Here is a 12822-nt window from a genome sequence, read left to right as displayed (position 1 = left end):
AAAGCGACCGCTTCGCAGTCGGACGCAGCCTTCGGCAGCTGCTACAGGGGATTTGCGTGAACCTGATGAGTTGCTACAGGATTTGTACGAAATTGGCCGTTAGCGATGCGTTCAGACAAACACAATCTCGTACGGCAATCGCATGCGTTGCAGCAGCACCCTGGGCAACAGGGGGGCGAGGCCGATGGCGGGTTCACCGTTGAGTTGGCTCGCATAGGCGTGAGTGGCGTGGCTTTTGCGCGCGACGGTCCAGCTGTCGAGGCGGACTTTGCGCGCACGGTGCCAGGGGATTTGTTCGCGATCCCGCAGGGGCCGATGCCACGCCTGGATCGGTACTTCGTTGAACGTCGCGCCCACCATTTTTGCCGCCTTGGCACTGGCACGGCTGACCGTGTCGTGGTCGCGGTTACTGTCCTCGCTCCAGGTGCTGAAAACCACGTCTCCGGGGCGCAGGTAACGCGCAATAAATTCGGTCAATTGAGCTTCCTGCTCGGCCAGGGCGTTGTCGGTGAACCCGCCGCGCACCCATTTCAGGCTGTGCATGGGCAAACCGAGCCGGCGCAGCGCTTCGACGCTTTCCTGGGAGCGAAACACACTCAGGCGCTTCTCCGACCACTGTTGCGACCCCGGCTGGCTGCTGCTGCCGTCGGAAATCGAGATCAATTGCAAGGGATGACTCAAGGCACTGAGCAGTTGCAACAGGCCACCGCACATCATCACTTCATCGCCGGGGTGGGTCGAGATGACCACTGCTCGCGCGCCCGGTGGGACGAGGGTTTCGGTATTGATGACGGGAATGTTGTCCAGTTGCGGGGCGCTGTTCCAGATCTGTGCAGGCGGGCTGTTTTCGCTGGTGGAGGCAGATTTCATCGCAATGACATCCTTGTTGTAGGTGTATGAACAATGTCGGCGCTCCGTACCCTGGATTGCCGCGGGAAGAGTATTGCTCATGTCTGGCGATTCGTCGCCCCGATGTTCTATCCGGTACGTTTTATTTCGCGCTGTCTCAACGCAGTCCCTCCAGCGCCGCCACGGAACGGGGTTCGCGGCTCCAGACTTCCAGCAGAAAATCCGCCTCCTGATGCAGCACCAGCCGCGGCAAATGCAACTGTTCGTGCAGCAAGTCATGCACCTGCCGCGCGTTCAACGGGCAGCCATCGATGGGCGGACGCCAATGGCAGGCGAGGAGCTGGCCATCGGCAGTCAGGGACCGCCCGGCCTTTTCGATCAGCTGCTTGAGGTCTTCGGCGTCGAGGTAATAGCCCACCTCGCTCAGCACGATCAGGTCAAACTGTTCTTCCGGCCAGTCATTGGGCAAGCGGCCCTGACGCACTTCGGCATGGTCAAACAAACTCAGACGTGTACGCGCCAGCGTGACCGCCGCGCTGGCCGTGTCGCAACACAACAGGCGGTCGCAGCGCGTCGCAAGATCGGCGCTCAATTCACCATTGGCACAGCCAGGCTCGAAAATGGCGCGGTACCGGGGGCGGGGTAGTGCCGCCAGGGTGATTGCGCGTTTGCGTTGTTCATACCAGCGGTCGCGGAACGCCCAGGGGTCATCGTTGCCGGCAAACAGCCCGTCGAAATAGCGATCCTCTACGCTCATAAAAACACCACCTCAAAAGGTTGCAGCAACCGGTCCAGTACAAACGGCGCCAGCACCGGCGGCAAGCCGACCTGGGGATCACCTTCCAGCTGGCTGGCGAATGCATGGATGGCGTGACGTTTGCGCGCTACCAGCGGCGGGTCCAGCAGGATTTTTCGCGCCCGATGCCACGGCACGCCGCTGTCTTCGGGCGTCGCCCAATGCCAGGTCCACACCGGCAGTTCGTGCAGCGTAGCCCCGACCCGTTGCGCTGCTTCGGCACTGGCGCGGCCTACGGCTTCGTGGTCGCAATGGCCATCCTCGCGCCATGTGGTAAACACCACATCGTTGGCGCGCAGATGGCGTTGGATGAACTCGACCAGTTCCGTCTCCCGAGCCGCCACCTGGCTGTCGGCAAACCCGCCGCGCAGCCATCTCAAACTGTGCAATGGCAGACCCAGCCGGCGCAGAGCCTCGACGGATTCCTGTGGGCGCACCGTGCTGAGTCGTTCCACCGACCAACGCTCGGAACCTGGATGGCTGGCGCTGCCGTCGGTGACCGAGATCAGCTGCAACGCCCGACCCGCCTGCGCCAGCAGTTGCAGAAAGCCGCCGCAGCCGAGTATTTCGTCGTCCGGGTGCGGCGCAATGATGACCGCCCGAGCGCCTTCAGGGACGAGTTCCAGAATATCGACGGTGGCCAGTTGTGCCAGGTGGCGAGAGGTCTGCCACAGGTGCAGTGGCGTGCCCTGGCCGACGATTGGATTGGTCTTCATAACGTCCAGGTCCCTTGGATGATTGTTTGCCCTAGCGCCGCCAGATCGCGCTCGGCATGGCTTTGCCGCAGGAATACCGGCAGATCGGCGCTTAGGCGGGCAAATTGAGGGTCCTTGCAATACGGGGCGGCACCCAACGCGCGGCCCACGTGATGGATGATCTGCTCGGCAGCGTTTTCCACGACGGCGCGAGCGCGCCGGGCCAACAGCTCGGCATTGTCGTGGGGAGCGGCGTCGATGGTCGATGCGCTGAGCCGCAGTACTGAAGCCGCGCTGTACAACGCGCTGTCGACGGCACCCAGGTGGGCGAGGGCATGGGGTTCTTCGCGGCGAGCGCAATGGGTGCGCAAGCGTTCGGCGAGGCTGCAAGCGGCGCCATACCAACACGCCGCGATACCAATGCCGCCTTGCCAGAAACCGGGGCGTTGCAGGTAGTCCCCAGGGTTGCCGATGGCTTGCGCCTGCGCGCCATCGAACAGCACTTCGACACTCCCGGTCGCCGCCATACCCACCGCCTGCCAGCCTTGATCCGTGACCGTCACGCCGGGTTGATCCAGTGCGACCGCGACCAATTGCTGGCGATCCTGCTCGTCCCAAGCGGTCAGCAACGCGTGGCTCAACACCGCCGCGCCCGAACACCAGGCCTTGCGACCGCTGAGCACTGCCGATGAACCTCGCACCGCCACACTTACCCGCGCGTTGGGCGGTTCGGCCGCCCACATGCCCCAGGTGCTGGAAGGTGGGGCAGATGCACCGAGTTGAGCAAGGATCGCCAGTGCGTCGGTGTGCCCCTCGAACAACTTGCACAGCCCCAAATCATGCCCGCCAACTTCGGCCAGACGCTGAAAACGCTCCAGCGTCTGGCCGCTACCGGGTAATGGAAGCTGATCAAGCCCGGCTTCAACCAGCTCGCGCAGGCACTGTCCTAGTGCTTGCGCGTTGGCATGATCCGTTGCCTGCCGATCAAGAAACGTCTTGAGGTCCATTTCACTCTTCTTCCTCACGCTGCAATTCGAACAGCAACAACGAGCGGCCGGTGACTGAATACTCATGGCCGAACTCGAAGCGCTCCTGACCTCGGATCGAGGGCTGGTTGGTGTCGATCATGCAGGTCCAGAAACCGCCATCCGGCACTTCCGGCAAGGTGAAATTGACCACGTCGTGGTGCGCATTGACCACCAGCAACAGCGTGGCGTCCGCACCCTTGCGGCGAATCCCGGTTTCCTGGGCGCGGCCGTCGAGCAGCATGCCGAGGCAGCGACCGTGGGCTTCTTCCCACTGCTCGATGGTCATTTCATTGCCATCGGGCGCGAGCCAGGTCACGTCCTTGACGCCAATGTCCTCGTTGTAATTGCCCACCAGGAAACGTCCGCGACGCAGAATCGGGTAAGCCAGGCGCAGCTTGATCAGGCGTTTGACGAATTTGAGCAACGCTTTGCCGTCTTCGCTGAGATCCCAGTTGACCCAACCGATTTCGCTGTCCTGGCAGTAGGCGTTGTTATTACCGTCCTGGGTGCGGGCGAACTCATCACCGGCGACCAGCATCGGCGTGCCCTGGGACAGCAGCAGCGTGGCGAAGAAGTTGCGCATCTGCCGCTGACGCAGCTCGTTGATTTCCGGATCGTCGGTCGGGCCTTCGACGCCGTGGTTCCAGGACAGGTTGTTGTTGCTGCCGTCCTGATTGTTCTCGTCGTTGGCTTCGTTGTGCTTGTCGTTGTACGACACCAGGTCATTGAGCGTGAAGCCGTCGTGGGCGGTGATGAAGTTCACCGACGCATACGGGCGTCGACCCCGCTGGTTGAACATTTCGCCGGAGGCCGTCATGCGGCTGGCGAAATCGGCTAACTGACCGTCGTCGCCTTTCCAGAAGGCACGCACGGTGTCGCGGAATTTGTCGTTCCATTCGACCCAGCCCGGTGGAAAGCCACCGACCTGATACCCACCGGGACCGCAATCCCAAGGCTCGGCGATCATTTTCACCTGGCGCAGCACCGGGTCCTGGCGGCAGGCCACCAGGAAGCTGTGACGCTCGTCGAAACCGTCGTGATAGCGTCCCAGAATCGTCGCGAGGTCAAAGCGGAAACCATCCACGTGCATTTCCGTGGCCCAGTAACGCAGGGAGTCGGTGACCATTTGCAGGACGCAGGGGTGGCTCAGGTCGAGGGTGTTGCCGGTGCCCGAATCGTTGATGTAGTAGCGTTTGTCTTCTGGCATCAAGCGGTAGTACGAGGCGTTGTCGATGCCGCGCATGGACAGGGTCGGGCCCTGTTCATTGCCCTCGGCGGTGTGGTTGTAAACCACGTCCAGGATCACTTCCAGGTTGGCTTCGTGCAGGTGCGCAACCATCTCCTTGAATTCCGCGATCTTGCCACTGGCCAGGTAACGCGGGTCCGGGGCGAAAAACGCGATGCTGTTGTAGCCCCAGTAGTTGGTCATGCCTTTGTGCAGCAAATGCTGGTCGTTGACGAACGCATGGATTGGCAGCAACTCAACGGACGACACGCCCAGTTTGCGGATGTGTTCAAGGACGTCATCAACCATCAACCCGGCAAACGTACCGCGTACGTTTTCGGGGACGGAGGGGTGACGCATGCTGATGCCGCGGACGTGGGTCTCATAAATGATGGTCTTGTCCCACGGCACGCTGACTCGGTGGTCGTGGCCCCAGGTGTGAGCCGGGTCGATGACTTTGCACTTGGGCACAAACGGTGCGCTGTCGCGCTCGTCGAAGCTGAGGTCGGCGTCGGGGTGGCCGATGGTGTAGCCGAACAAGGCTTCGGACCATTTCAACTGGCCGACCAGTTGCTTGGCATACGGGTCGATCAGCAGTTTGTTGTGGTTGAAACGATGACCGTTGGCCGGGTCGTACGGACCGTACACGCGGTAGCCGTAAATCAACCCTGGGTGGGCGTCGGGCAGGTAGCCGTGGTAGATCTCGTCGGTGTACTCGGGCAACTCGATACGCTCGAGTTCGACTTCACCTGAGTCATCGAAAATGCACAGTTCGACTTTGGTGGCATTCGCTGAAAACAAGGCAAAGTTGACCCCCAGGCCATCCCAGGTCGCACCGAGCGGGAAGGGCAGGCCTTCACGGATTCGCGAGGCCTCGGCATGAGGTTCTGTCGCGGGTTTTTTCGGACTGGTCATATTTGCTCCTGCAAAATGGGGATGGATCGTGGACCTTGTGGGGATGGGCCTTGTGGCGAGGGGATTTATCGAAACGTCGCACCGCCCCGTTGGGTGGCGAAGCCGCCCCAAAAAACTCAATCCTGCTCAAAAAATTCAGGCCTGCTGCGCAGTCCAACGGGGATAAATCCCCTCGCCACGGGGCTTGCTCGCACAGAGGAATGCGGTGTTAGCGATGTTTTTCTCAGGGAAAACGAACCCTGTGTGGCGAGCGAGCTCGCCACAGGTTCATTCAGGTCAGAGATGTCGGGCGTCAGACCGCTGGCTTTTTCGTGGTTTTCGGCTTTTTCTCGACGGCTTTTTCGCCTGGCGGAATCACCGAAGACGCCGCAGCTGGCTTTGCCTTCGCTGCTGCCTTGGGCTTCGCCGCCGGCTTGATGTCGAGCTTTTCGTCTAGCTTGCCATTGGGTTTAGCTGTCTTGCTGGCGGCACCCTTGCTACCGGCGGCTTTGGGCGACTTGCTCGGGGCCAGGGCTTCCGCCTCGGCGAGCTTGCGAGCCATCTCCCAGTGACGGGCTTCCTGGCCCTCGGGTTTTCCTTCCGACTCCCAGATCTGATAGGCAAATTCTCGAACGCGTTTATCGTCGGTACTCATCGCTATGCTCCTGAACTGAACTCAAGCTTGGGTAGAAAAATGGATAAAGAGATTGACCGGGAAATCCCCCAGCGCGGCGCTGATGTTCAGCTCCCTGTTTTTTGTGACTGCGGTGCTGGAAAAAAGTCCCTTCAGATGTTCGTCGGATGACTCGAACGGTAACTTGACCCGCGTGTCGCCCCACTGCGGCGCATCAATGCGCGGTTCGGCACCGTTTTTCAGCAATGGCGCGCAGCGAATCGGCACGATCACGATGGCTCGTTTACCCGCCAGCTCGCGAGCGAATGCGAGTACCCGGTGGGCCTCGCTCCCGACCACTTCGAGCGCCTGATAAGTACCCCGGGCAAACAGTTCGGCGTGCTCGGCCCGCAGGTTCAGCGTGTTCGTGATCAGCGCCTGCTTGACCCGCCCGTCCCGCCAGTTCGCCAGCAGGTCAGTCAGGTCCAGCGGCTGTTCCAGCGACTGTTGCCGGCTGAGGTAATCCAAGGGCCGGCGGTTGTCCGGGTCCACCAGGGTGAAGTCCCAATAGTCGTTGCCCTGGTACAGGTCCGGCACACCCGGCACGGTCATGCGCAGCAAGGTTTGCGCCAAACTGTTGAGTGCACCGGGCGCAGCAATGGTCTGAACCGCTTTACCCAGGGCAGAACGCAGCAGCTCACCGTCAGGACTTAACAGCAGGCGTTCGATGAATGCCTGGGTCGCGCTTTCATACGCGTCGTTGGGCGCGCTCCAGCTGCTTTGCAACTTGGCTTCACGCAACGCCTTCTGTTGCCACTGCCACAGGCGTTTGGCGTATTCCTCGAGGGCCGGGCCATCATCGCTGCGCAAGTCCAGCGGCCAGCTGCCGAGGATGGCTTGATAGAGGATCAGTTCGTCACCGGTGGAAGGCATCTGATCGTCGTTGCGCAGCGGGCGAGCGAGGGCTTGCCAGAGTGGTACCTGTTCGGCGTACCAGGCGCTGCGTTCACTGAGCACGGCCAGGCGCGCGCGGGTGTCTTCACCGCGTTTGTGGTCGTGGGTGGCGGTGGCCAGCAAGTTATCCGGGAAGGCTTCGAGGCGATCGACGCAGACCTGGTGGAAGTCAGCGATCGGTGCGCTGAACTGTTCGGTGCTGAACCCCACATCGTTACGCGACAGCAACACGGCCGAGCGGTAGAACGCGGTGTCTTCCACAGCCTTGGCGGCGGCGGGCGAGGTCAGTTGCTGGAAACGCACACAGGCATGCTTGAGGATCTTGCGCGAGCGACCGATCGGACGTTCACGCCACGGCTTGCCACCCAGCCATCCCGCCAGGCAGTCGAGCACTGGCCAATCGGCTTCGCCCAGGGTTTGTCGAGCACCGTCCATGGCCTGCTGGAAAAACACATCGTCTTCGCTGGAGCGTCCACGGGGGCTGATGTAGGTGCGGTACACCGGGAAATGCACGATCAATTCCTGCAACGCTCGACGAATCGCGCCCAGGGTCAGGTCGCGGGTCATCAAGTCGTCCCGGGCGACTTGCAGCAAGGCCTGGGCGACGCTTTCGAAGTCGCCGGCCAACGAGCCGTTGAGGATCTGCGCCCGCGCAAGCTTTGCTTCCTGACCGAAGTCGGCAGGGCGTTCGCTGTAACGGTTCCACAGATCACCCAAGGTCTGAGCGCCAGCGGGATCGTGTTGCAGCAGCGACAACTGATTCATGAATTCATAGCCGGTGGTGCCATCCACCGACCAGTCGCGGTGCAGGGTTTCCCCTTCGCCCAGGATTTTCTCGACGTAGATCGGCAGGTGCCGGTCTGGCGACAGGCTGTCGACACGGCGACGCAATTTGCGGCAATAGCCCCGAGGGTCGGCGAGTCCGTCGATGTGATCGATGCGCAGTCCGTCGATCAAACCCTCGGCCACCAACTCGAATATTTTCGCGTGGGTTTCCTCGAACACCGCTGGACGCTCGACACGCAAGCCACCCAGTTCGTTGACATCGAAAAACCGCCGCCAGTTGATGTCGTCCCCGGCGGTGCGCCAGCTGGCGAGGCGATAACTCTGGCGCTCCAGCAGTTGGTGCAAGCGCTGGAAACCTTCCGGTGTGAGCGAGTCGTAGGCGTTGAGGTTCTGTTCAATGCGCTGGAGGACAGCCGGATCGCTCGCCAACTCGCTCAGCTCAGCCTTCAATGGAATCGCCAGGCTGTGGGCGTCCGTCTGATAGCTCAGCGTGGTGAAACGGTCGGCCAGTGTTTTGAGCGAGTCATCATCGGTCTTGAGCAATTCGCCGTAACTGGACGGGCAGATCGGGAAGTGGTGGTCGTAATGCTCGACATGGAACGAACCGCGCTGCGCATTGAAGCGCAAGGGCAGGGTGCCGTCCTGCAACGCGACGCCGTAGTCGCTGCCGAGAAAAGGCAGCAGCAACTGGCCTTCCATCAACGGGTCGGGGGAATGCCACTGGATGTCGAAAAATTCGCCATAAGGGCTGAGACGTCCCCATTCCAGCAAGTCCAGCCACCAGGGGTTATCGCTCCCGCCAACGGCCATGTGGTTGGAAACGATGTCGAGGATCAGCCCCATGTTCTGTTCACGCAAGGCCGCTACCAGCCGGCGTAATGCGGGTTCGCCGCCCAGTTCCGGATTGACCGCCGTCGGATCGACCACGTCATATCCGTGCATGGAGCCGGCACGGGCCGCGAGCAATGGCGAGGCGTAGACGTGGCTTATGCCCAGTCGAGCGAAGTACGGCACCAGGGGCACCGCTTGATCCAGGGTGAAGCCTTTATGAAATTGCAGTCGCAGCGTCGCGCGCAGCGGTTGGATAGTTAGTTGAGTCATTGGTCACGCTCACCAGCCTGAAGTCGCGCGCAGGCGAGCAATTCCAGACGCCGCGCGGCGTCCGGGTCATCCAATAGCGCTTCGCTGTCGCCGGGAAAACGCCGGCACCAGTTGGGGTGTGTGTTGGTGGTGCCGGGCAGGTTGGCTTGCTGTTCGACGCCCAGGGCATCTTCCAGCGGCAGCAACACCAGCGGCGCACGGGTATGGCCGAGGAAACGCACACTGGCGTCGAGCACCTGATCGGTTTCATGGGACTCTTCACGGAAGTTCTGCGGGTCCTCCTGGAACACACGACGCAAGCCTTCGCGCTCGCGTTCACGGTGCTGGCGCCATTCGATTTCACCGTTGGCGTCGGTCAGGCCGAGTCGGGCGTTCCAGTCGATGTCCCGTCCGTGCCACCAGCCATTCAACGTCGGCAGATCATGGGTGCTGGTGGTCGCCAGGGCGTTGTCCGGCCAGTCCAGGATCGATTTGAAGTGCGCGTTGTCTTGCTCGAACAACAGCACTCGCATGCCGAGGATCGAGCGCGCGATGAGTTTTTCCTGAAGCCCGTCCGGCACCGTGCCGAGGTCCTCGCCGAGAACGATGGCCTGGTGACGGTGGGATTCGAGTGTGAGCAACCGCAGCAGGTCGTCCACCGGGTAATAAAGGTAGGCGCCATCGGCAGGCGATGCACCGTTAGGGATCACCCACAGCCGCTGCAGGCCCATGACGTGATCGATGCGCAAACCGCCCGCGTGGGCGAAATTGGCGCGGAGCATTTCGATGAATGCGCGGAAGCCGTTGCGCACCAGTCCCTCAGGCGAGAAAGCGGAAATCCCCCAGCCCTGGCCACTGCGATTAAGAATGTCCGGAGGCGCACCCACGGTCAGGGACGCGAGCAGTTCATCCTGGCGACTCCAGGCCTGGCTGCCACCCCCGTCAGCACCGACCGCCAGATCGGCGATCAGGCCAATGCTCATGCCGCTGCTGCGGGCGGCGGTTTGCGCACGCTCCAGGCATCGGCTGATCAGCCACTGACAGAAGGCGAAGAACCCGATGCGTCCCGCGTTTTCTTCGGCGAAATCGGCAAGTGCGGCGCTGCGCGGATCGCGCCATTGCTCGGGCCACTCGCGCCAGTCGAGCTGTTCGCCCTTGGCGGCACGAGCCTCTTGAATGGCTTCGAAGCGACAATGGTTTTCCAGCGCCTCACCGCCGGCATGCCGGAAGCTGCTGAAGTCGGCATGCAGCGGGTGCTCGCCCTGGATGAAGCCTTCATACAACGCCTGCAGCAGGCGGTGTTTGACCTCAGCAGCAACCGGCCAGTCGATCAGCGGCAGTTCTTCCAGGTGCTTGAGCTCGGCTGCGAGGCCGGTGGAGTCAATGGCAGTACGCATCGCACGTTCGCCGAGAATAGCGCCGGGCGCCGCATACAGACTGTTGAGAAACAAACGGCTGGACGGCGAATACGGGCTGTAGCGCTGGGTGTCGCTACTGAACATCGCATGCAGCGGGCTGATCGCCAGCGCCTCGGCGCCTCGTTCACCGGCGACACGAGCCAGATCTTCCAGCGCCTGTGTATCGCCGAAACCACCATCGCCCGGACGGCGCAGGGAATAGAGCTGCACGCTCAGCCCCCAGGCCCGGGGAATCGGGCTATCCACGGCATCGCCGACGCTGTAGCAACGAGCGGGCGCCACGGCCAGGGTGAATTGTTGTCCGTCGATGCTGACGTGCTGGTAACCCACGGGCACCAGGCCGGGCAACATCGCTTTTGAGTCGAGTTTCAGATGGAGCCGCGATCCGTCTTCGAGGTGGATTTCACAGGGTGTCTCTGGCTCGAAGTAATGCGCCAGGTCGAGCGCGGCACCGAAATCCACGGTGAGCATCGGTGGCAGGTGGCGGGTCAGTTGCACTGCCTGCAACTGAAGCAGGCTTTCATCGATTTCCTGCGCGCTGCCCGCCGGGTGGCCGAGGCCGGTCAGGACATTGCGTAATACCGAGGGGGCGACTTTCTGCGGGCGGCCGTTGGCGTCGATCCAGTCGACGGCCAGGCCGGCGCGGCTGGCCAGTATTTCAAGTTGCGCATCACTCATTGGCGCTCTCCATCCGGGGGTAGCAAAGGGGCTGCGGCCTTGAGATTGACTAGCGCGCAATACGGGGCGAGTTGGCCCTGGTCCAACAGGCTGGCGGATTGCGCAGGGTGTTCGAACAACAGCCTGCCGCCGGCCTGTGGAGTGTGGACCACCGGCTTGTCGCTGAGGTTCAGGTCAATGCGCAGCTCACTGCCGTCGCCCAGTTGCCAGCGCGCCGACACCGCGCCTTTCGCCAGCACATCGGCACCCAGCGGATGGGTCCCCGCCAGGTGGGCCATGATGTGCTGATGGCGAATCTTCAACAGCTGTCGATACAGCTCGTAGATGGCGGATTGCCGATTTGCCGTCAGGTTCGGACGGGAGGCTTCGAAGGTCTGCTGTGCGTTCGGGTCGGGAATTCGTTCACGTTTTTCCAGGTCGGCGAAGGCGTCGAAAGCGGAAAACTCGTTGCGGCGGCCTTCGCGAACCAGCGCTGCCAGTTCACCGTGGTGGCTGGTGAAGAACAGGAATGGCTCCTCGGCGGCCACCTCGTCGCCCATGAACATCAACGGGATCATCGGCGACAACAGCAACAACACAGTCGCCGCTTTTAACGCCTCGGGATGGGTCAGTTGGTGCAGCCGCTCGCCAAAGGCGCGATTGCCGATCTGGTCATGGTTTTGCAAAAACAACACGAACGCACTGGTCGGCAAATGCCCGCTGGGCTCGCCGCGCGCTTCACCGTCGCGATTGGTGTGGCCCTGGAACACGAAACCCTGGCTCAGGCAACGCGCCAGTTTTTCCGTGGGGTTGTCGGCGAACTCGGCGTAATAGGCGTCGGTCTCACCGGTCAGCAGCACGTGCAAGGCGTTATGGCCGTCGTCGTTCCACTGTGCATCGAAGCCTTCCTGCAGCAGGCTGGCCTGGTTGTGCTCGTTCTCGACCGTCAGCCACACATGCCGCGCCGGATCTGTCTGCTGGCGGATGCGCTCCGCCATTTCCTGCAGGAAATCCGGGCTTTCGATGGCGTGTACCGCGTCGAAGCGCAACCCGTCGAAGCGGTACTCCATCAGCCACATCAGCGCGTTGTCGATGAAGAAGTCGCGTACTTCGCGTCGCTGGAAGTCGATGGCCGCGCCCCAGGGGGTGTGCTTGTCTTCGTTGAAGAAACCCTTGGCGTAGCGATGCAGGTAGTTGCCGTCCGGGCCGAAGTGGTTGTAGACGACGTCGAGAATCACCGCCAGACCGTGACCGTGGGCGGTGTCGATCAGGTGTTTGAGTTGTTCCGGCGTGCCATAGGAGGACTGGGGCGCATAGGGCAGGACCCCGTCGTAACCCCAATTGCGGTCGCCGGGAAACTGCGCCAAGGGCATCAGTTCGATAGCGGTGATGCCCAAATCGACGAGACGCGCCAGGTGCTGTTCGACGCCACTGAAGCCGCCAAGCGCACCAACGTGCAATTCGTATATGACCGCCTCGTTCCAGGGGCGCCCTTGCCAGGCGGTGTGTTGCCATGGGTAGCCGAGGGGGTCGACCACCACGCTGTGCTCGTGGAGGTCGCCAGCCTGTGCCCGGGAAGCCGGGTCAGGCACTTGCAGTTCACCATCAATGTTATAGCGGTAACGCGTGCCAGCGGGGCAACGCGTTTCGATCACGAACCAGCCATTGGCCTGAGGCAGTAGCGGCAAGGATTGTCCATCTTCCAGTTCGACACTGACTTCACGTGCGTCTGGCGCCCACAAGGCAAAGCGCGTGTGCTCTGCGTCCAGCATCATTGCGCCGTGGGGCCAGGTTTCAAGGGTCCGTAACGGCATCTATGAAAACCTC

General features: G+C 61.9%; 9 protein-coding genes. All 9 read right to left on the bottom strand.

The window, feature by feature from the left end:
• Positions 1-111 precede the first annotated feature (111 nt).
• The gene (locus tag H7698_RS25715; RefSeq protein WP_162436709.1) at positions 112-870 is read right to left on the bottom strand and encodes a PIG-L deacetylase family protein; all 759 of its coding nucleotides are present in this window, start codon (positions 868-870) and stop codon (positions 112-114) included.
• A gap of 136 nt (positions 871-1006) precedes the next feature.
• Complete coding sequence (locus tag H7698_RS25710) at positions 1007-1606, bottom strand: SAM-dependent methyltransferase (protein ID WP_194693202.1); 600 nt, start codon at positions 1604-1606, stop codon at positions 1007-1009.
• Positions 1603-2361, bottom strand: a complete 759-nt coding sequence (locus tag H7698_RS25705) for a PIG-L deacetylase family protein (RefSeq protein WP_162436707.1) — start codon at positions 2359-2361, stop codon at positions 1603-1605. Before H7698_RS25705 ends, H7698_RS25710 begins: the two co-directional genes overlap by 4 nt.
• Positions 2358-3347 (bottom strand): acyl-CoA dehydrogenase family protein, encoded by a 990-nt coding sequence (locus H7698_RS25700; RefSeq protein WP_194693201.1) that lies wholly within the window; start codon positions 3345-3347, stop codon positions 2358-2360. Before H7698_RS25700 ends, H7698_RS25705 begins: the two co-directional genes overlap by 4 nt.
• A gap of 1 nt (position 3348) precedes the next feature.
• Positions 3349-5508 carry a glycogen debranching protein GlgX gene (gene glgX, locus H7698_RS25695; protein ID WP_194693200.1) on the bottom strand — a complete coding sequence of 720 codons (2160 nt, stop codon included), beginning with the start codon at positions 5506-5508 and terminating at the stop codon, positions 3349-3351.
• Between the two features lie 292 nt (positions 5509-5800).
• Complete coding sequence (locus tag H7698_RS25690) at positions 5801-6142, bottom strand: DUF2934 domain-containing protein (protein WP_194693199.1); 342 nt, start codon at positions 6140-6142, stop codon at positions 5801-5803.
• Positions 6143-6163: 21 nt separating this feature from the next.
• Positions 6164-8941 (bottom strand): malto-oligosyltrehalose synthase, encoded by a 2778-nt coding sequence (locus tag H7698_RS25685; protein WP_194693198.1) that lies wholly within the window; start codon positions 8939-8941, stop codon positions 6164-6166.
• A complete protein-coding gene (malQ, locus tag H7698_RS25680) occupies positions 8938-11016 on the bottom strand; it encodes a 4-alpha-glucanotransferase (protein WP_194693197.1) in 2079 nt (692 codons plus the stop codon). The genes H7698_RS25685 and malQ overlap by 4 nt, the downstream gene beginning before the upstream one ends.
• A complete protein-coding gene (gene treZ, locus H7698_RS25675; RefSeq protein WP_194693196.1) occupies positions 11013-12809 on the bottom strand; it encodes a malto-oligosyltrehalose trehalohydrolase in 1797 nt (598 codons plus the stop codon). Before treZ ends, malQ begins: the two co-directional genes overlap by 4 nt.
• Between the last annotated feature and the right edge of the window lie 13 nt (positions 12810-12822).

This window comes from Pseudomonas sp. p50(2008) (assembly GCF_015351605.1).
Taxonomy (GTDB): domain Bacteria; phylum Pseudomonadota; class Gammaproteobacteria; order Pseudomonadales; family Pseudomonadaceae; genus Aquipseudomonas.
The sequence above is the reverse complement of the archived record's forward strand: the minus strand, read 5'-3'. Positions and strand labels throughout refer to the sequence as shown.